Source organism: Yersinia thracica, assembly GCF_902170565.1.
GTDB lineage: Bacteria > Pseudomonadota > Gammaproteobacteria > Enterobacterales > Enterobacteriaceae > Yersinia > Yersinia thracica.
Genome location: NZ_CABHXX010000054.1, coordinates 1 through 20,325 on the forward strand (window position 1 = coordinate 1; position 20,325 = coordinate 20,325).

The following is a 20,325-nucleotide window of genomic DNA, read 5'->3' on the forward strand; positions in this document are numbered from 1 at the left end:
ATTTTTATTAAATTTTCAATTAATAATGAATTTTTCAGGTTTTGGTCTATATTGGTTAGAGATGGTTTTTTTATAGCAAAATATTGATTTATAGACATCTCTGCTACAAAAAAATAGGCCGAAATTTGGTGTTAAATACAGGGATTTAGTAGCTATGACATTAGCTATAGAACGCAAACGATTAATCGATTTCCCTCTATATTTCTTACTGTGGATAAAGGCAGTTATTTTTTTCTATTTTAGTAAAAAATTATTAATGAACACTCTTTTACTATTGATTGAGATAACTAAAAGCGGTAAAAAATACCTACCCAAACAAATCATCACACAAATAAATTTGACGGGATAACCTGACTAAACACAGTTGTGATTCTCAACTGTGCCGCTGCGGTTATTGATCGTCTTCAGTTGGTTGTTTTTCTCACTTTCACTTTTTTAACACGATACAGGAGGGCTTATGCAGCTCACCCCAAGAGAAGTTGAAAAGCTCATGATCTACACGCTGTCTGATGTGGCGTTCAAACGCAAAGCGCGTGGCTTGAAACTCAATTATCCGGAGGCCGTTTCTATTATCACAGTGACTGCAATGGAAGGGGCCAGAGATGGCAAATCTGTAGAAGATGTGATGAAAGAAGCCAGTAAAGTTCTCACAAAAGATGATGTGATGGACGGAGTGGCTGATTTGATTCCAAATGTTCAGGTTGAAGCAATTTTCACCGACGGTAGCCGTTTGGTCACGGTGCACGACCCCATTAAATGAATGACGGCAGCATGCGAGTAAAACCTGAACTGAACATTGCAGAGGATTAAAGCATGAGCACAAAAGCGAATACCACAAAGGCAAGTACCGCAAAGACAACGAGCACAAAGACGAATAGAGGAACGAAATCAAGTACCGCTTATTCAGAACAAAATACCCCGCTCGGTGGCTGCATTTTAGCTGATACGCCGATCACCTTTAATGAGAACAAGCCCGTTACTAACGTGAAGGTCCGTAATACTGGTGATCGGCCAATCCAAATTGGTTCACATTTCCACTTCTTTGAAGTTAACCGCGCTCTGGAGTTTGACCGTGCTGCGGCTTACGGAAAAAGACTGAATATCTCTTCAACAACGGCAATCCGTTTTGAACCCGGTGATGAAACCGAAGTTCCGCTGATCCCTTTCGGTGGCAAGCAAACACTGTATGGCTTTAACAACCTGGTGGATGGTTGGACCGGTGAGGGCGTGGTGCCTAATAGCGAACGCCCGGATAAGCTCGAAGCTATCCGCCGCGCGGCTGAACGTGGTTTTAAATCGTCTAAATGACACTTTATTTCACTAAAAATCATCGAAATTCGCATACGTGTAATTAGCTATACAGCTATATATCGATACAACTATTTAGCTATATAACTATTTAGCTATATAACTATTTAGCTATATAACTACACGCACCGGAAAAAGGAGCGACAGATGCCTCAAATTTCTCGGCAAGAATACGCGGGTCTATTCGGCCCAACGACGGGCGATAAAATCCGTTTGGGTGATACCAATCTGTTTATCGAAATCGAAAAAGACCTGCGTGGATATGGTGAAGAGTCAGTTTACGGCGGGGGGAAGTCATTACGTGATGGGATGGGTGCCAATAACCATCTGACCCGCGATAATGGCGTACTGGATTTAGTGATAACCAACGTCACCATTGTTGATGCCCGTTTAGGGGTTATCAAAGCTGACGTCGGCATCCGTGATGGCAAAATTGCCGGTATCGGTAAAAGCGGTAACCCTGGCGTGATGGATGGTGTAACACCTGGTATGGTGGTGGGCGTTAGCACCGATGCTATTTCTGGTGAGCATTTGATTCTGACCGCCGCCGGTATTGATACTCATATTCACTTAATCTCTCCACAACAGGCTTACCATGCGCTATCTAATGGCGTGGCGACGTTCTTCGGCGGCGGGATTGGCCCAACCGATGGAACCAATGGGACGACGGTAACTCCTGGCCCGTGGAATATTCGCCAGATGCTGCGCTCAATTGAGGGCCTGCCTGTCAACGTGGGTATCTTGGGTAAAGGTAACTCTTACGGCCGTGGCCCATTACTGGAACAGGCGATCGCCGGTGTTGTCGGCTATAAAGTCCATGAAGACTGGGGTGCGACTGCCAATGCCCTGCGCCATTCATTGCGGATGGCGGATGAAATGGATATTCAGGTTTCGGTGCATACCGATAGTCTGAATGAATGTGGTTATGTGGAAGATACCATTGATGCATTCGAAGGCCGCACAATTCACACCTTCCATACCGAGGGTGCGGGTGGGGGCCATGCGCCGGATATTATTCGTGTCGCCAGCCAACCTAACGTACTGCCAAGTTCGACCAACCCAACCCTGCCATACGGTGTTAACAGTCAAGCTGAACTGTTCGACATGATAATGGTGTGTCACAACCTCAACCCGAATGTGCCCGCGGACGTCTCTTTTGCCGAAAGCCGTGTGCGCCCGGAAACTATCGCAGCAGAAAACGTCCTGCACGATATGGGGGTTATCTCCATGTTCTCCAGTGACTCACAAGCCATGGGGCGTGTTGGGGAAAACTGGTTGCGTGTCATGCAAACCGCTAACGCGATGAAAGCATCACGCGGCAAATTGCCAGAAGATGCACCGGGCAACGATAACTTCCGCGTCCTGCGTTATGTGGCAAAAATCACTATTAACCCAGCGATTGCGCAAGGTGTTAGCCATGTCATCGGCTCCGTTGAAGTGGGCAAAATGGCCGATCTGGTGCTGTGGGATCCGCGTTTCTTCGGCGCTAAACCTAAAATGGTTATCAAAGGTGGCATGATCAACTGGGCGGCGATGGGTGATCCGAACGCCTCATTACCGACGCCACAACCGGTGTTCTACCGCCCAATGTTTGGTGCCATGGGTAAAACCATGCAAGACACCTGCGTCACTTTCGTTTCTCAAGCGGCACTGGATGACGGTGTGAAAGAGAAAGCTGGGCTGGATCGTCAGGTTATGGCGGTTAAGAACTGTCGAACCATCTCTAAGCATGACTTAGTGCGTAATGACCAAACACCAAATATTGAAGTGGACCCTGAAACCTTTGCGGTGAAAGTCGATGGTGTACATGCCACCTGTGAGCCTATTGATACAGCGGCAATGAACCAACGTTACTTCTTTGGTTAATAAAGGCTTAGGCTGATGAATAAGTCTGGATGGCAGTCAATCCAGTTTGTTTAAGTGTTCAGCTTGCCCAAAGTCAGTGTCATCTGGCCCAAGGATGGGCCGCGAAAATTGCTGGGATGAATGGCACAGAAACGGATTTTATGACTTTGGGCAACTGGCTTTTGCCAAAAAGACAGGCAAGGAGTCAATAACATGATTTTGATAGAGCACATTCTTGGCAATGTGAAAAAAGATCCGATTTGGCAAGAGAAGCTCAAAGACGCCACTTTTGATCTCTTGGTTTTGGACCAGCGGGAAGCGCAAAAAAGCCGCTGCCGTAAACTCAGCACTCAGGGACTAGATCTCGGTATTTCGCTCGATCGACACGTCGTCCTTGCTGATGGCGATGTGTTGGCATGGGATGAAAAAAACCGTGTTGCCGTAGTGGTGCAAATCAATTTGCGCGATGTCATGGTGATTGATCTGAGTGAACTGAAAAGTCGTTCACCGGATGAATTGATTAAAACCTGCTTTGAGCTGGGGCATGCACTGGGTAACCAGCACTGGAAAGCGGTTACGAAAAATAATGAGGTTTATGTGCCTCTGACGGTAGCCACCACCATGATGGATTCAGTGATGAGAACCCATGGCTTCCAGCATTTACCTTTCCGTTTTGTTAAGGGAGCAGAAATTCTGCCGCTGCTCAGTAATTCTGAAGCGCGCCTGCTATTTGGCGGGGCTGAAGATAGCGATACTCATGTTCATGTCGCCAGTCCTTTGGATGAACCCCATGGTTCCGGCTTACATATTCACGCGATTCATTCCCACGGCGATGAGCATTCGCATGACCATGACCACGACCACGAGCACAGTCATAGCCACGGCGATCATGACCACGACCATAAACACTGATTCACGCAGGGAGGCACCGCAATGAATGCATCAGATCTCATTCGTATCATGCAATTTGGTGATTCCGTTCTGCCGGTCGGGGCCTTTACGTTTTCCAATGGTGTGGAATCTGCCATTCAAACAGGCGTCGTGCGAGACGTGCCGACGTTAAAAGGCTTTGTTTTGACGGCGCTTAAGCAGGCTGCTAGCTGTGATGGGATGGGGGTTGTTGCTGCCCACCGGGCAGTGATGGCCGACTCTCGTGACGACATTATCCGTGCTGATTGGGCCGTGAATAACCGTAAATTAAATGAAGAAAGCCGCTTGATGGCAACCCGTATGGGGAAAAAACTGGCGGAGATGTCAATCCACGTGGTGGAGCATCCGCTGATCAGCTGGTGGCTGGAGCAGATAAAAAGTGGCAATACCGCAGGGACTTATCCGGTCACTCAGGCGGTAGTCATGGCAGCACAGGGGATAGGGCAGCGCGAAGTGGTGGTGATGCACCAATATGGCGTGGCGATGACGATATTAAGTGCGGCCATGCGGTTGATGCGCGTCACCCATTTCGACACCCAACATATCTTGTTTGAATTGAACCACGACATCGAGAAGTTCTGTGATATTGCCGAAATTGGCGATATTAACCAAATGTCTTCTTATGTCCCTATTGTGGATGTTCTGGCGGCGGTACACGTGAAAGCGCACGTCCGCCTGTTTAGTAACTGATCGGCCATTCAGTGACCGATAGAAATGAATTCTGAGTGCTGGGTTTTTCTGCTGACCGAGTACAAAGCCAAAAACAGATTAAATTGAGAGGATGACCCCGTGAATAGCCATTCAACCGATAAACGCAAAAAGATTACCCGCATTGGTATTGGTGGCCCGGTAGGTTCAGGTAAAACCGCCATTATCGAAGTGATTACCCCGATTCTGATCAAACGGGGCATTAAGCCACTGATCATTACCAATGACATTGTCACCACCGAGGATGCCAAACAGGTGAAACGCACCTTGAAAGGCATTCTGGATGAAGAGAAGATCCTTGGCGTCGAAACCGGAGCTTGCCCACATACTGCGGTGCGAGAAGACCCAAGCATGAATATTGCTGCGGTGGAGGAGATGGAAGAGCGCTTTCCTGACAGCGATTTGATTATGATTGAAAGTGGCGGTGACAACCTGACGCTGACCTTCAGCCCAGCACTGGCAGACTTCTATATCTATGTTATTGATGTGGCGGAAGGGGAAAAAATTCCGCGTAAAAATGGCCCGGGCTTGGTTCAGGCGGACATTCTGGTTATCAACAAAATTGACCTCGCCCCTTATGTCGGTGCCAGCCTGGATGTGATGGAAAGTGATACCAAAGTGGTTCGCGGCGAGCGCCCTTATATTCTGACCAACTGCAAAACCGGGCAAGGCATTGAAGAACTGGTGGATATGATTATGCGCGACTTCTTGTTTACTCACGTACCACCGCAAGGAGAGCATGCATGACATCGCAGAGCCAGAATATCGTGGAAACTCCTTCACGGGTTCGCGCTCACGCATTAGGTGTTAACGCGCCGGAATTAGCGGAATATCAAGATGAACCGGCGCAAATGCGTAGCGGGGCCGTAGGGAAAAGTGGCTATCTCAAGCTGAGATTTGCCAAACGTGAGCATCGCAGTATTTTGGCAGAAATGGAGCGGCGGGTGCCGTCGATGGTGCAAAAAGCGCTGTATTGGGATGAAGAAATGCCAGAATTGCCGTGTGTCACTATGATTTCGACCTCAGGGTGCATTTTACAAGGTGACCGGCTGGCCACTGATGTGATCGTGGAGGCCGGGGCTTGTGCTCATGTCACCACACAGTCGGCGACCAAAGTCCACATGATGAATGCGAACTATGCATCGCAGATACAAAATTTTACTGTAGAAGAAGGCGGCTATCTGGAATTTATGCCGGACCCGCTTATTCCACACCGTAATTCGCGCTTTATTACTGACACCACCATTAATATTCATCCTACGGCGACCGCGATTTATTCGGAAGTGCTGATGTCTGGGCGTAAATATCACCATGCAGATGAACGCTTTGGTTTTGATGTTTATTCATCCCGAGTGGCGGCACACGTTTTTTTGGGTAAAGAACTGCCAGCGGGTAAAGAGCTATTTGTAGAAAAATATGTGCTGGAACCTAAGTCAGAAAGCTTGGATGCCATCGGAGTTATGCAATCCTTTGATGCGTTTGGCAATGTGATTTTATTAACGCCCAAAGAGCATCACGACCGAATTCTGGCGCGGGTACCGGCCCGTTTTGATATGAAAGGCGGCATTGCCAGTGGGGCGACGCGTCTGCCGAATGATTGCGGTCTGGTATTTAAAGCGCTGGGTATCGACAGTGCTGGTGTTAAAAATGAAATCCGTGAGTTCTGGAAAATAGCTCGAGAGGAAATTCTCGGTATTACATTGCCGGAAAAATTCTTATGGCGCTAAGAGTTTAGGCCGAGTCATCGGCCTCATGCATTTACAGCTTCAAGTCAGAAGGGTAAAAATAATGAATACAAAAACAGGTCACCAATCCGGTTGGGCACAACTGAGTGCTTCGAATGTTTTCATTGAATTTATCGATACAACGTTACGCGGCTGTGCTCAAGTCATGTTCCAGAATAACCCACTCACTGGGCTATTCTTCTTTATTGCCATATTTATCGGAGCCTATGGTGAAGGAAACCCGGCTGTAGCCTATGGCTGTGTATTGGGTACTGTGGTTGCCACACTCACGGGGTTAACCATGCGTGACCGTAAATCGTGGCGCTCAGGATTATACGGCTATAACGGGTGTTTGGTCGGGGCGGCACTGCCGACATTCTTGGTCGTCACACCGGTTGTCTGGGCCTGTATTGTTTTGGGCAGTATTGTGTCGGTCATTGTCATGGTTTGTATCGCCGATATTTTAAAAACCTGGAAAGTTGCAGCATTAACCGCACCTTTTGTTCTGACCACTTGGATGATATTGCTGTCCAGCTACGCTTTTTCTGGTCTGCAAAGTAGTGGATTACCGGCACCAGCACTGCCGCATCACTTAATTTTAGAGGCCAGCGCAGCGGCGGGTGGCAATATTTTCGTCAGCATGTTTAATGGTATTTCGCAGGTATTTCTATTCAGTAGTTTAATCGGCGGTATTCTTTTTATCATTGGGCTGGCGGTAGAATCACTGTGGGCGGCAGTTTTTGCCCTTGGGGGTTCGCTATTGGCACTTTTTACCGCCATATTCTTGGGGGCAAATCCCAGCAGTATTGATATCGGACTTTATGCATTCAGTGCCGTACTGACAGCAATTGCCTTAGGTTCGACATTTAATAAACCCAGTTGGCGTGTTTTGGTTTATACCATCGTCGGCGTTATTTTTACCGTTATCGTACAGGGCGCGCTAAATATCTTCCTGGCCCCGGTGGGTATTCCGACGTTGACCATGCCTTTTGTTCTCGCTTCATGGTTATTCCTGGTCCCTAATAAAGAAGTGATGCCAGCACATAGACAATAGTGATTTTATTCTGGAGTACTAACATGACGACTGGGATAGAGAAACGGAGTGCTTTTGGCAATCAGCAAACTAAACGCCGCGCCATTTATTTATTAATTGGCTTACTGGTTATTAATGGGCTGGCGTGGGTTTGGGCTTTTACTGAATTTAATGATAATGCGGTGTTGATGGGGATGGCATTTCTCGCCTATAGCTTTGGTTTGCGTCATGCTGTCGATGCTGATCATATTGCTGCTATTGATAACGTAACCCGTAAACTGATGCAACAGGGGAAGACTCCGATTGCGGTGGGAACATTTTTCTCCCTCGGTCATTCGACCATTGTTATATTAGCATCACTGGCCATCGCCGCGACCGCGATGGCATTTAAAAACAATATGGCGTGGTTCCACGAAACCGGTGGCTTAATTGGTACACTAGTTTCTTCTCTGTTTTTATTGTTATTTGGTTTCCTTAATTTAACCATTCTGATTTCAGTCTATAAAAAGTTTAAACAGGTCAAAGCAGGGCATGTTTATAAAGACGAAGAACTTGATCTACTGGTGACCAATAATGGGGGATTCCTGGCCAGAGTATTCAAACGTGTATTTAACATGGTGAATAAAAGTTGGCATATGTACCCCGTTGGTTTTTTATTTGGTTTGGGGTTTGATACCGCCACTGAAATTGGGGTTTTAGGGATTTCAGCCGCCAGTGCAACTCATGGTATGAATTTATGGTCAATTATGGTTTTCCCTATTTTATTTGCTTCTGGGATGGCCTTGATCGATTCACTCGATAATTTTGTCATGATTGGTGCTTATGGTTGGGCTTTCTCTAAACCAGTGCGGAAATTGTATTACAACATTACCATCACGGCAGCTTCAGTGATCATCGCATTCTTCATTGGCGGGATTGAAGCATTAGGACTTATTTCAGACAAACTTAATTTAACTGGTGGTATATGGACACCAATAAATAATATCAGTGAAAACTTAGGCGAGATAGGTTACTGGATTATTGGCATGTTTATACTGTGTTGGGTAATTTCAGCAGTTAATTACTACATTCGCGGTTATGATAAATTAAGTATTACTCGGTAGTTATAATTTAATAAAAAGGCGCTTATTAAGCGCCTTTTTTATAAGAATGATAGTTACAGATTACATGTGTTTTTTAGCAAAACCTAAAATATCCTGTTTAATTTCAGAGAGTTTACTTTCAGGTGCTTTCTTACAAAATTCGACTACTTTCGGTGTCACGATAGTGTCAGTCTCATGCAAATCAACATAATCACCTTTCTTATATTGAGTATCATCATTTAATACCCAATAAACCACAGGAGTAAATGACTTAGGATTCAGATCCAGGAATTCTTTGCAGGTCATATCACTCGGGGTAGTCGCTGTTGCGCTAGTGGTTGCTGCAAAGCTGGTGGCGGCAGCGGAAAGTAATAAACCAGTCAATGCAATATTACGAAGTGATTTGTAGGACATGCTTATTTCCTTATTTATCTGTTAAATATGATTAAATATTTAAGACACTTAAATTAAGGGTGATAGATATCACTCAAGTCTACGAACTTCGGTATATCTGATATGCCGAGGAACCCTCATATTATTAACCAAAATAGGATTAATGCCAACTGTGAGTTTATTATTTTACTCATGATTTAGTATGAATAACTTTACAAAATGTAAAATGAACTGTGTGATAAAACCATCTATGATGATGACCGAATAATCATTTGATTTTAGTCAAAAATAATCATATTTGACCATGATTTTTATCGTTTTATATCTATACTTGGTTTACCTATAACAATTTTAGTCACTTTATTGATGAAAATATTACAGGAAATTAAGACTAAGGTATCGATACCACTTTTGTTGGCCATTTTGGTGGCCATTAATGGGTATCTGGTGTTAAGCCCCGTGCTTTTCCGGGCGTTCTCTCATTCAACAGAGGCGATAAACAATTTTAGTACTTGGCAGGAGGCGTTAAGTTTTCTTGAGTTATTTGAAATTCCGAGATTTATGATCGGTCTGCTATTGATATTGATGTCATTTTCCGTCGCGATGAAAATCCGTACGGCATGGTTTCTTACGGTATTATTGTTGTTTACGATTGTTGCTATCAATATCTTTATTCTGAAAGATCAGAGTAAATTGACGACTTATTCCCTTATTGTTGTTGTCGCTTTACTATTTTATTGGCGTGAGTTTGATCATTACAGTCTCGGAAGTGCAACATTCTTTGCGATCGCGAGTATTTGTTCATTAATCGTCTATAGCATGTTGGGCACACTATACATGGGCGATGAGTTCGCACCGGCAGTGACCGATTTACCCACTGCGTTCTATTTCGCGATTGTTTGTATGTCAACAGTGGGCTTCGGGGATATTATTCCGCATACCACTGTAGCGAGAATGTTCACACTCACGGTGATTATTGCTGGTATTACTGTCTTTGCGGCTTCGATTGCTTCGATTGCCGGCCCGATAATCAGTAATAATATTAAACGCATAGTTAAAGGTAGGATTTATCACGTGGAACGTAAAAATCATTTTATTATTGTCGGTTCCAATTCTTTGGCACTCAATGTCTATAATGGGCTGCGTGACCGGGGTGATGATGTCACTGTTGTTTGCCCGGTTGGTAGCCAACACAGTTTCCCTCCACATGCGGATGTTATCGAGGGAGATCCCTCTTCGGTAGAAACATTAAAACTGGCGGGGGCCGCTAAGGCAAAATATATTATTGCATTGTGCAACAATGATGCCGACAACACCTTTACTATTCTCGCTGCAAAAGAAATTGCTGGTGAGGGGACGAAAACATTGGCGTTAGTCAATGAAACACAGAATATGAAGAAAGTGAAACGGGTTAATCCTGATATGGTGTTCTCACTGCCATTATTAGGCAGTGAACTGCTGGTCAGAACCTTAAATGGCGATACAATCAATAACTCTCTTATTACCGAAATGTTCTTTGGTAATTGCCAGAAATTAGATTAAATCTATTGGGTTATCAGATGTATAAAAACACCCTCATCATGAGGGTGTTTTTATGCCTAGGGGATATTATTCCTGCATTCTCTTATTCAGCGGCAGCTTGTGGATCTTTAGGCTTATCTTTAGGGCCGACCATTAAACCCAATTCGACAGCAATAAAGCCGACAATCAAACTGGCAACTAAATAACAGATTGAAACTAAAATACCACTCGGGGTTTTCATCATTTCGACAGCACCAAAGACGAAACTGGAAAATGTCGACAGGCCGCCCATGATACCGGTACCCACCATCAAGTGTACATATTGGTTAATTTTACCGTTTTTAAATAAGGAGGTCGCTAACCCTAATAAAAATGCGGCGATGATATTGGTGACAAAGATATCCATCGGGAAGCCATCTGTCAGCCGTGGTACGGACAGCATGATAAATTCACGACACATGGCACCAAAAGCACCACCAACAAAAACTAAAATAATAAGATTCGGCATAATCATCCTCTCCGATTAATAAATTAGTCCTCTGATCAATAAGCCAGCCATGCACCCAATGCGGCCGCAGCTAAACCGACTAATACAGAAATAATCAGATATCCAGCAGCAATGGCTCTGCCCCGGGTTGTCGACAGTTTTGCCGCATCTAATTGCATGCTACTAAAGGTGGTATAGCCGCCTAAAATACCGGTTAACACAGCCGCATTAATTAAATCGCCATAGCGATCGCGCCAGTCGACACCAAAAAGAATGCTTAGATAGCCAATCACAAATGCACCCGAAATATTAATTAGAAAAGTGCCGAGGGGAAAATTTCCTTTGTATATCTTGCCAACACCTAGCCCTATCCACCATCGCAATAGTGAGCCAATCCCTCCACCTAGTCCGACCCACATTACATCGATTGCAGTCATAAAAAAACTCCATAGTTATTCACTAGAGTGGTAATAATTGTAGTATAAATAGACTACTGGGAGTATTCGGATATATGAATTATAGGGTAAGAATTTATGCAGGCAGAGGGGGTTTACTTGCAGTGACGAGGGATAGCGTTAAAATAGGAATGCTGTTTCAAAAAATACAATAAACAGAGATGGAAGCCATCATGCCTTACAACGCAGATCCCTCCCGATACGACCAAATGCAATATCGCTTTTGTGGCAAGCCTCATCGGATCGTTAATCAGCCACGATAAATGTTGTCAGTGATAATACGAAAGCCGGAAGATTTTCCGGCTTTTTTTGCGTGAATTTGTTACTCATAAACTAGTTGTTAGCCGAAAGGCCCACTTTTAGCAATTTACCATCACTCTCATCCGTCAAGAGATAAACATAGCCGTCAGGCCCCACGCGCACATCGCGGATACGTTCGCCGCGATCTCCCAGTAAACGCTCTTCAGCAATCACTTTATCGCCATCCAGTTGCAAGCGAATTAACTCTTTCTGTGCCAATGCGCCGATAAACAGCGAATGTTGCCAGGCCGGGAAACGAGCGGCATTATAAAATGCCATCCCACTGATCCCCGGAGACTTTTCCCAATAATAGGCGGGCTGCTCAGTCCCCTCTATGTGGGTACCTTTGGCTTCTGGGATGGGCAAACCTGAATAATTCATTCCGTGCGTTGCTAATGGCCAACCATAGTTTTTCCCAGCCATAGGAATATTGATTTCATCGCCACCTTTAGGGCCATGCTCATTCTCCCACATCACGCCGGTCCAGGGATTCAGGGCTAACCCCTGTGGATTACGATGACCATAAGACCAGATTTCTGGTCTTGCCGGTGACTGATTGGTGAGGGGATTATCTTTCGGCACCTTACCGTCGAGGGTCAGGCGGACTATTTTGCCTTGGTGTAAGCCCAAGTCTTGTGCTGTTAGACGCTGATTGTTTTCACCTAAGGTAATGAAAAGATGGCCTTGTTCATCAAAAGCCAGTTTGCCGCCAAAATGATTGCCGGTTGATAATTTTGGCTGTTGGCGGAAAAAGACAGTGAAGTTTTCAATGGCGGTTCCTTGCGGATTAAGGCGACCATAGCCCACCGCAGTTCCCGCTTTTCCGTCCTTTCCTTCTTCAGAAAAACTGAGGTAAATGCGGCGATCTTGGGCAAATGTCGGTGATAACGCCACCTCCAGTAAGCCACCTTGTCCCTTGGCATACACCGCAGGCACCCCCTTTAATGGCTCTGACAGGTTTTTTTCTGGTTGCCATAATCTTAATTGCCCGGAACGTTCAGTGATTAAAATGCCCCCGTCATCCGGCAAAAAGGCCAGTGACCAGGGGTTCCCCAGCTCATTTTGCAATTCAGTCACTGTCACTGTGGGCGCTGGTGCAGTGAGGGCCGGTAGCGAGATAAAGACACTCAATAAGAGTGATTTGAATAATTGTAAACACAGCTGAGAGGTCGGTGTTTTATTTTCCAAGATCATTACTCACTCCATAAATAGGCAAGCACCTGTTAACTTTAGAGTATTAACCAGAAATCGGCTATTTTCTACCCTAAAAGGATGTGCGTTGGATCGAATGAGTAAGGAAATAGTGGTAATGAACTTCGCTTCACAAATAAAGCTATCGCGCTGGACCTAGGGAAAAAATGAGAAAGTTTGGATGAAACGATTATCAAACTAATAAGGTTCCCTAATTTAACCTTTTATTGGTTTCAATAGATTTTGCCGCTATTCCTTGGTGTTCCGAAATCCACCAATAAAAACTAACCATATGAAATACAAATGAATTAAACTTAATTCGCCGAGCAAAAAAATAATCATTTTGCGATAACCATCACATTGTAATAACTAAGAAATGTGAAGGCTATCAATGTGAAAAGTCAATTAGAGACGATTATTGTTGTGCTCGAATTACTGGATTGTCTGTCAACTCAGTATACTGACGACAACCAGAAACAATGGAGCTGGGCAAGGGGCGCGATAAAGTTCAGATAAAGGGAATTCACCATTGCACTGGCATATGAATAACTTGTGTCTTTTGAACCTCAAAAGGTGTTGGGTATGGAAAAGAAAAAAATTTATCTGTTTTGCTCTGCTGGTATGTCTACCTCGCTACTGGTTTCCAAAATGAAAGTGCAAGCAGAGAAGTATGAAGTGCCAGTGACTATTAATGCTTACCCGGAAGCACTGGCTGCGCAGCATGGTAGAGAAGCGGATGTAATCCTATTAGGGCCGCAAATTGCTTATATGTTGCCAGAAATCACCAAAATGTTCCCTAAAAAACCTGTTGAAGTGATCGATTCTGTCTTATACGGCAAAGTTGATGGTTTAGGGGTATTAAAAGCTGCTGTTGCCGCAATAAAAAAAGCAAAACAATAAGGGGAGCACTGTGAGCGCATTTATTAATTCTCTGGAAAGGGCCATATTGCCCTTCGCCATTAAAATTGGCAAACAGCAACATATTAACGCCATCAAAAATGGGTTTATCCGGCTGATGCCGTTAACCCTGACGGGTGCCATGTTTGTTCTTATTAATAACGTTTTCTTAAGTTTTGGCGAAGGGTCGTTCTTCTTCTCGATGGGTATTCGTCTGGATGTAGATACCATCACCACTCTCAATGGTTTTAAAGCGATCGGCGGCAACGTTTATAATGGTACCCTCGGGATTATGTCGTTAATGACGCCATTCTTTATCAGTATGGCCCTGGCTGAAGAGAAAAGAGTCGATCCTCTGGCTTCGGCATTGCTGGCGATTGCTGCCTTTATGACCGTAACCCCATACAGTGTTGGTGATGCCTATGCGGTGGGTGCTAATTGGTTGGGTGGCGCGAATATCATTTCCGGTATTATTATCGGCTTGGTGGTAGCAGAAGTCTTCGCCTTTATCGTGCGCCGTAACTGGGTTATCCGCTTACCTGATAGTGTGCCGACATCAGTTTCCCGCTCTTTCTCTGCATTGATTCCTGGTTTTATTATTCTGTCCATTATGGGCGTGATTGCTTATGCCCTTGGATTGCATGGTACCAACTTCCACCAGATCATTATGGACACCATCTCAGCTCCGTTGTCTAAAATGGGCAGTGTTGTAGGTTGGGTGTATGTGATGTGTTCCTCACTGCTGTGGTTCTTCGGGATACACGGCGCGATGGCATTATCGGCACTGGAAAGTGGCATCATGATGCCGTTTGCATTGGAAAACGTAGCCACCTATACCCAATATGGCTCGGTGGCGGCGGCAGTGGCTGCTGGCAAAGAATTCCATATGTGGGCCAAACCTTTTGTTGACTCCTATATATTCCTCGGCGGAACAGGGGCAACACTTGGGCTGGTTATTGCTATCTTTATTGGTTCCCGCCGTGAAGATTATCGCCAAGTGGCAAAACTGGGTGCACCGGCAAGTATTTTCCAGATTAACGAACCGATTCTGTTTGGCTTACCGGTTATTATGAACCCGCTGTTCTTCATTCCATTTATTCTGGTTCAGCCAGTATTAGCCATTATTACTTCCATTGCCTATTACACCGGTTTAATTCCGCCAATTACCAATATTGCGCCGTGGACCATGCCGGTCGGGTTGGGAGCTTTCTTTAACACCAACGGCAGTATTGCTGCGATGTTATTAAGTTTGTTCAACCTTGGCATAGCAACACTGATTTATCTACCGTTTGTGATTATTGCCAATAAAGCACAAACCGAGATAGATCGTGAAGTTCAAAGCGAAGAAGAAATCGCTGACAGCTTGAAATTCTAATTGTAAAACCCATTTAGCGTATAAGGTTGGAGGCTGGAATGAAATATCAATTTCCCGAGGACTTTTGGTGGGGTAGTGCCACTTCTGCAACCCAATCTGAAGGGGCGTCATTGCAGGATGGCAAGAGCCAAAATATCTTTGATTATTGGTATGACATGGCACCAGAACGTTTTCATGACCAAATTGGCCCGGAAAACACCTCCACCTTTTACGATAATTATCGGCAGGATATCTTGCTGTTAAAAGCATTGGGACATAACACTTTCAGGACATCGATTTCATGGTCGAGACTGATCCCAAATGGTGACGGCGAGGTTAATCCCAAAGCCGTCGCTTTTTATAACGCCGTGATTGATTCTTTACTGGCGAACGGTATTACGCCGTTTATCAACCTCTACCATTTTGATATGCCACTGTGCATGCAAGAGAAAGGGGGCTGGGAAAGCCGCGCAGTGGTGGATGGCTATGCGCGCTATGCCAAAATCTGTTTTACCTTATTTGGTGACCGAGTAAAACATTGGTTTACCTTTAACGAACCGGTAGTGCCGGTTGAAGCGGGCTATCTGAACGACTTACATTATCCTTGTGTGGTAGATTTTGGCCGCGCGGTAACTGTGGCCTACCATAGTGTTCTGGCTCACGCCAAAGCGGTTGAAAAATATAGGGAACTTAAACAGGGTGGTGATATTGGTATCATTTTGAACCTCACCCCGACCTATCCTCGCTCCGACAGTGCACCAGACCAGATTGCCGCCAACCGTGCTGATTTACTGCTTAACCGTAGCTTCCTCGATCCCGTCACTAAAGGTGTTTACCCTGACGAACTGATTGCGTTGCTGCGCGAGCACGACTTATTACCGCAGATTGAATCTGATGATTGCCAGCTTATTGCTAAGGGTGTCATTGATTTATTAGGCGTTAACTATTACCAGCCAAGACGGGTCAAAGCGAAAGATATCCCAACGCCTCAGGGGCAGGTGAAAACGCCGGAAGACTTGTTTAGTTTTTATGAGATGCCGGGGCGGAAAATTAACCCGCATCGTGGTTGGGAAATTTATGAAAAAGGGCTGTATGACATTCTGACAGACCTGAAACAACATTATGGCAATATCCCTTGCTATATATCTGAGAATGGCATGGGTGTTGAGGGCGAAGAGCAATTTATTACCCCATCCGGCCAGGTTGATGATGAATATCGTATTGAGTTTATTCGCGAGCATCTAAAATGGTTGCATCAAGCATTACAAGAGGGCAGTAACTGCAAAGGCTATCATCTGTGGACTTTTATTGATTGCTGGTCTTGGCTTAATGCTTATAAAAATCGTTACGGATTAGTGCGATTGAATATCGCAGATCAGTCGCGAGTCATAAAGAAGAGTGGTTATTGGTTTGCGAATGTTGCGAGGCAAAACGGCTTTAATTAACAGCTTTAATTTACGGAGTAGCAACAGTATGTTTGATTTAGATAAAATCGTTGATGATGTTCAACCGACTGATGAACTGGAAGATGTGGTCATGGGGTTGATTATCAACGCAGGGCAAGCCCGGAGTTTGGCCTATAAAGCATTGAAGCATGCTAAAACAGGTGATTTTGCTCAAGCGGAAGAGTTAATGGCACAATCACGCATGGCGCTGAACGAAGCACATTTGGTACAGACCCAGCTTATTGAAGCCGATCAAGGTGAGGGGAAAACCCGAGTCACGCTAGTATTGGTGCATGCTCAGGACCATTTAATGAACGCGATGTTAGCCCGTGAGTTAATTGCAGAGTTGATCGAATTACATCAAAAGGTAAGCTGATCCGCGTAAATATTTGTCCGTTTTTTCAAATAAGAGAGTGAAGGTAAATAAGATGGAAGTCAGATTAGTACGTGAAAAAGACTTTTTTAACGGAAAAGAGTTCCATCTGTTTATTTATAACAAAACGGAGAGTGCGACAGGCCTACATCAGCATGATTATTATGAGTACACCCTGATATTAACCGGCATGTGTTATCAGGACATTAATGGTAAACGCGTCTTTTTAGAGCGTGGCGATTTTGTTTTTATCCCCATGGGCTCCCATCATCAAAGTTTCTATGACTTTGGCGCGACGCGAATTCTAAATGTTGGGATCAGAAAATCTTTCTTTGAAGAACACTATTTTCATTTGCTCTCCAGACCTATTGTTGCTTCACAGGCTTATCGGCTAAAAGGTGATTTTCTTTCTTATATTGAATCAGCGATTTCTGCACCGCACTTTAGAGAAGACGAATTAACCGAGTTGGTTGAGCTGCTGACATTTTATGTTACTAATCGCATTAGCCATTATAAAGAGACTGAGGTCAATGACGATATTCCTCTGTGGCTAAAAACCAGTATCGATAAAATGCATGATAAATCGATGTTTGGTGAAAAAGCACTGGTGAATATGATTGAGCTTTCGGGCAAAACTCAAGAGTATCTGACTCGCGCGACCCGGCGTTATTACGAAAAAACACCGATGCAGATTATTAATGAAATCAGAGTTAACTTTGCCAAAACCCAGCTTGAAATGACGAACTACTTAGTCTCAGATATTGCCTTTGAAGCAGGCTACAGCGATACCACGTTATTTATTAAAAACTTCAAAAAACTCACCTCTTTTACGCCAGGGAACTACCGCAAAAAATTCAACTGCGTCAGAGATGGGTTATCCGATTAGTTTCCGGCCAGATATCTGTTGTTGAAATGGCCTTACAAGGTGCTCTCAATGGAAAAGTTACTTATTGTTAATGCTGATGATTTTGGTCTATGCAAAGGCCAAAGCTATGGGATCATTGAAGCATTTCGGCATGGTATTGTCTCATCAACCACCGCAATGATGAATTGTGCAGATATCTATCATGCAGCAAAACTGAGCAAGCAAGATCCTGCATTGCCCGTGGGCATGCATTTTGTGCTGACTTATGGTCGGCCCTTAACGGCTATGCCATCCTTGGTTGATGACAAAGGCGAGTTGGGCAAATGGTTGTGGGCGCGGGCCGAGGCGGGCGAGTTGAATCTGGAAGAAATCGCCCAAGAACTGGCAGCTCAGTTTGATAAGTTTGTCACTGTGTTTGGCCGTCCTCCCACTCATATTGACAGTCATCACCATGTCCATATGTTGCCGCAGATTTATCCGTTGATTGAATCTTTTGCTCACGAAAAATCACTGCCATTACGAATTGATCGCCAAGAGGCGCAACAGCAGAACATTGTGCTTAACAACCCCCGCAGCACAGAGTGGTTTGATGCCGGTTTTTATGGCGAGAATTTGACGGAACAGTCATTTCTGCAATTGCTAGACTATGCAGACCAAAATACGATTAACTCTGTTGAAGTAATGTGCCACCCAGCATTTATCGACAAAATCCTGATGACCAGTGGCTATTGTTATCCACGGCTGACCGAGTTGGATATTCTGACTTCATCAGCTTTAAAACAAACTATTGCCGATCGCGGTTATCGTTTGGGAGCGTATCTGGATTGTTAAACATCATAAATTAGCCGCGCTGAGCATCTTTTCAAGGCCTCTAAGCGCCGAGGCTGATCATAGTGCGTTTACTACTGTTAGGAAGCTGATAGCGGAAACGCCAAATTTTCTTGCCAGTGGTTTTGACTAACAAAAATAAGCCATCACCATCATGGAGAGTTAGGTCTTTGTTGATGGCTTTTGCTTTTTGTACTTCGGTGTGGGTGAGGGGGCGTGTAGTCCGCGCCATGCAAGGTTCTTCTCTGTAATTGGTATACGTTTATTGGTATACATCTTACCGTATACCAATTCGTATACCAATAGACGCCGGTTTCAGGCGGATCTTCTCGGACATCTACAGACACAAAAAAGCCCGCAAACCTAGGTGGGATGCGGGCTTTTCGTACTTCTCCGGACTTATCTGGTAATACCCGGATCATTATTTGGTGGGCTGGGGTCCCTGTAATTAAGTGTATAATAAATTGATTTTTATAATTATTTTGTTTTTATATTTAATTGAGGGTTCAATGAAGGGACCAAAGAAACAACATGAGTAAAGTTGTGTAGTCTTTCAGCGTTAAAATCATCGATAACGCTAATGCTGAGGAGTTGAACTCACGACAAGCATCAAAATCTATTAGGGTCAGAAATAGCATATTTAACGCTCAGTGGTAAATCTTACACCTACCCAAACATTTTTTAGCCTGAAGCAAGATGAATAACAGATGATAGTTCAGAATTTAAACTCAAATAAATTAACTGCATGATAAATAACAAAATATTAAATAACTTCAAATAGAGTGAAAAAATAGCACTTTTTGCAAAAATGCTTCAAAGCCTACGGCAACTGGCTTTCGTTACTCCCATCTCTAATCTGCCTAAAAATCCCTCACATCTTGATCAATTCGTGCTTTTTGAGAGTTGATCGTCATAAGCGATCTGAAGATACTACCTCCATCAAAACAACAATGGAGAAATGTATGACAGAAAGAAAAAGATTTATCCGTTTACCTGAAGTGCTGAAAAGAACGGGTCTTTGCAAAGCTTGGATCTATAAACTTATTAGTCAAGATCGTTTCCCTGAACCTATAAAGCTTGGTGAGCGTGCAATAGCATTTGTCGAGAGTGAAATAGATGAATGGATTGATCAGATGATTGAGTTATCCCGAAATAAATCGGCCTGATATTTCAATATCGTAAAATAAAAATATCGTTATAAAAATACAGATGAAAACTGTATGGAATTCTTTTAACTAAAATAAGGTGATAAATATGAAGATTAAAACTTTTGAAAATACAGCAACAGAGTTTTTTTATGTGTTATCAATGAAGATTTATGTAGAGGCGGTCAGTGATACAGAAGAAAGTTATAGTGTGTTTTGTGATCGAGCAATGAATATTCCATTTATGGATGCATTCTTTTCAGAAATAATAAGTCTCATAGAGAAAAACTTTAATCACTATGTCAAACGTTATGGCGCAGATGAAAAACTAGCAGATGTTGATTTCAAAGCAGTGAAAAGAGCACTGTTTGAAACTCACACAGAGGCATTGGAAATAAACGAGTACTGATTTTCAATAGGAATATTTATTCTATATTTTCG

Annotated in this window: 22 protein-coding genes and 1 pseudogene; 18 read left to right on the top strand and 5 right to left on the bottom strand. The window is 44.0% G+C overall.

Annotation, left to right across the window (positions count from 1 at the left end):
* The first annotated feature begins 457 nt into the window (after positions 1–457).
* The 9 genes from FTA91_RS06150 (at position 458) to FTA91_RS06190 (ending at position 8,651) form a co-directional block, all read left to right on the top strand.
* The gene (locus tag FTA91_RS06150) at positions 458–760 is read left to right on the top strand and encodes an urease subunit gamma (RefSeq protein ID WP_002215288.1); all 303 of its coding nucleotides are present in this window, start codon (positions 458–460) and stop codon (positions 758–760) included.
* A 53-nt stretch (positions 761–813) separates the two neighbouring features.
* Complete coding sequence (gene ureB, locus FTA91_RS06155) at positions 814–1,308, top strand: urease subunit beta (protein WP_145533915.1); 495 nt, start codon at positions 814–816, stop codon at positions 1,306–1,308.
* Between the two features lie 147 nt (positions 1,309–1,455).
* A complete protein-coding gene (locus tag FTA91_RS06160) occupies positions 1,456–3,174 on the top strand; it encodes an urease subunit alpha (RefSeq protein ID WP_145533918.1) in 1,719 nt (572 codons plus the stop codon).
* 192 nt (positions 3,175–3,366) lie between these two features.
* Positions 3,367–4,065, top strand: coding sequence for an urease accessory protein UreE (ureE, locus tag FTA91_RS06165; protein ID WP_145533922.1), 699 nt, complete (start codon positions 3,367–3,369; stop codon positions 4,063–4,065).
* Positions 4,066–4,086: 21 nt separating this feature from the next.
* Complete coding sequence (locus FTA91_RS06170; protein WP_050116086.1) at positions 4,087–4,773, top strand: urease accessory protein UreF; 687 nt, start codon at positions 4,087–4,089, stop codon at positions 4,771–4,773.
* Between the two features lie 99 nt (positions 4,774–4,872).
* Positions 4,873–5,538, top strand: coding sequence for an urease accessory protein UreG (ureG, locus tag FTA91_RS06175; RefSeq protein WP_050116088.1), 666 nt, complete (start codon positions 4,873–4,875; stop codon positions 5,536–5,538).
* Positions 5,535–6,518, top strand: coding sequence for an urease accessory protein UreD (locus FTA91_RS06180; RefSeq protein ID WP_050116090.1), 984 nt, complete (start codon positions 5,535–5,537; stop codon positions 6,516–6,518). The genes ureG and FTA91_RS06180 overlap by 4 nt, the downstream gene beginning before the upstream one ends.
* Positions 6,519–6,579: 61 nt before the next feature.
* Positions 6,580–7,569 carry an urea transporter gene (gene yut / locus FTA91_RS06185; RefSeq protein WP_050116092.1) on the top strand — a complete coding sequence of 330 codons (990 nt, stop codon included), beginning with the start codon at positions 6,580–6,582 and terminating at the stop codon, positions 7,567–7,569.
* 23 nt (positions 7,570–7,592) lie between these two features.
* Positions 7,593–8,651: a HoxN/HupN/NixA family nickel/cobalt transporter gene (locus FTA91_RS06190; RefSeq protein WP_050116094.1), complete on the top strand. Its 1,059-nt coding sequence runs from the start codon at positions 7,593–7,595 to the stop codon at positions 8,649–8,651.
* Positions 8,652–8,711: 60 nt separating this feature from the next.
* On the opposite strand, the gene hdeB is transcribed toward FTA91_RS06190, so the two are convergent.
* On the bottom strand, positions 8,712–9,044 hold the full coding sequence (hdeB, locus tag FTA91_RS06195; RefSeq protein ID WP_050116095.1) for an acid-activated periplasmic chaperone HdeB: 333 nt from the start codon (positions 9,042–9,044) through the stop codon (positions 8,712–8,714).
* A 345-nt stretch (positions 9,045–9,389) separates the two neighbouring features.
* Here hdeB and kch point away from each other — a divergent pair, with 345 nt between their 5' ends.
* Positions 9,390–10,565 (top strand): voltage-gated potassium channel protein, encoded by a 1,176-nt coding sequence (kch, locus tag FTA91_RS06200; protein ID WP_050116097.1) that lies wholly within the window; start codon positions 9,390–9,392, stop codon positions 10,563–10,565.
* An 82-nt stretch (positions 10,566–10,647) separates the two neighbouring features.
* Here the strand turns inward: kch and crcB are convergent, their stop codons facing one another.
* The 3 genes from crcB to FTA91_RS06215 all read right to left on the bottom strand — a co-directional run bounded on the left by crcB (position 10,648) and on the right by FTA91_RS06215 (position 12,980).
* On the bottom strand, positions 10,648–11,052 hold the full coding sequence (gene crcB, locus FTA91_RS06205) for a fluoride efflux transporter CrcB (RefSeq protein WP_050116165.1): 405 nt from the start codon (positions 11,050–11,052) through the stop codon (positions 10,648–10,650).
* A 35-nt stretch (positions 11,053–11,087) separates the two neighbouring features.
* On the bottom strand, positions 11,088–11,468 hold the full coding sequence (locus tag FTA91_RS06210) for a fluoride efflux transporter FluC (RefSeq protein WP_050116098.1): 381 nt from the start codon (positions 11,466–11,468) through the stop codon (positions 11,088–11,090).
* 351 nt (positions 11,469–11,819) lie between these two features.
* Complete coding sequence (locus tag FTA91_RS06215; protein WP_145533925.1) at positions 11,820–12,980, bottom strand: PQQ-dependent sugar dehydrogenase; 1,161 nt, start codon at positions 12,978–12,980, stop codon at positions 11,820–11,822.
* A gap of 579 nt (positions 12,981–13,559) precedes the next feature.
* Here FTA91_RS06215 and FTA91_RS06220 point away from each other — a divergent pair.
* From FTA91_RS06220 to chbG, 6 genes are read left to right on the top strand one after another with little or no spacing between them, the layout of a single operon-like run.
* Positions 13,560–13,877, top strand: coding sequence for a PTS sugar transporter subunit IIB (locus tag FTA91_RS06220; RefSeq protein WP_050116103.1), 318 nt, complete (start codon positions 13,560–13,562; stop codon positions 13,875–13,877).
* 10 nt (positions 13,878–13,887) lie between these two features.
* Entirely contained in the window at positions 13,888–15,249 is a 1,362-nt protein-coding gene (gene chbC, locus FTA91_RS06225) for a PTS N,N'-diacetylchitobiose transporter subunit IIC (RefSeq protein WP_050116105.1), read from the top strand.
* A gap of 38 nt (positions 15,250–15,287) precedes the next feature.
* Positions 15,288–16,673, top strand: a complete 1,386-nt coding sequence (locus FTA91_RS06230; RefSeq protein ID WP_145533928.1) for a glycoside hydrolase family 1 protein — start codon at positions 15,288–15,290, stop codon at positions 16,671–16,673.
* A 28-nt stretch (positions 16,674–16,701) separates the two neighbouring features.
* Positions 16,702–17,049 (top strand): PTS N,N'-diacetylchitobiose transporter subunit IIA, encoded by a 348-nt coding sequence (gene chbA, locus FTA91_RS06235; RefSeq protein ID WP_050116113.1) that lies wholly within the window; start codon positions 16,702–16,704, stop codon positions 17,047–17,049.
* A gap of 37 nt (positions 17,050–17,086) precedes the next feature.
* The gene (gene chbR, locus FTA91_RS06240; RefSeq protein WP_227507679.1) at positions 17,087–17,932 is read left to right on the top strand and encodes a transcriptional regulator ChbR; all 846 of its coding nucleotides are present in this window, start codon (positions 17,087–17,089) and stop codon (positions 17,930–17,932) included.
* Positions 17,933–17,980: 48 nt separating this feature from the next.
* Complete coding sequence (gene chbG / locus FTA91_RS06245; RefSeq protein WP_050116121.1) at positions 17,981–18,742, top strand: chitin disaccharide deacetylase; 762 nt, start codon at positions 17,981–17,983, stop codon at positions 18,740–18,742.
* A gap of 43 nt (positions 18,743–18,785) precedes the next feature.
* Here the strand turns inward: chbG and FTA91_RS06250 are convergent.
* Positions 18,786–18,971, bottom strand: a pseudogene (locus FTA91_RS06250) (integrase arm-type DNA-binding domain-containing protein); the annotation flags it as partial.
* A 730-nt stretch (positions 18,972–19,701) separates the two neighbouring features.
* On the opposite strand from FTA91_RS06250, the gene FTA91_RS06255 reads away from it, so the two are divergent.
* Together FTA91_RS06255 and FTA91_RS06260 are read left to right on the top strand one after the other, a co-directional pair.
* Entirely contained in the window at positions 19,702–19,905 is a 204-nt protein-coding gene (locus FTA91_RS06255) for a helix-turn-helix transcriptional regulator (protein WP_038822827.1), read from the top strand.
* 88 nt (positions 19,906–19,993) lie between these two features.
* Positions 19,994–20,293: a hypothetical protein gene (locus FTA91_RS06260; RefSeq protein WP_042568650.1), complete on the top strand. Its 300-nt coding sequence runs from the start codon at positions 19,994–19,996 to the stop codon at positions 20,291–20,293.
* Positions 20,294–20,325: the final 32 nt, after the last annotated feature.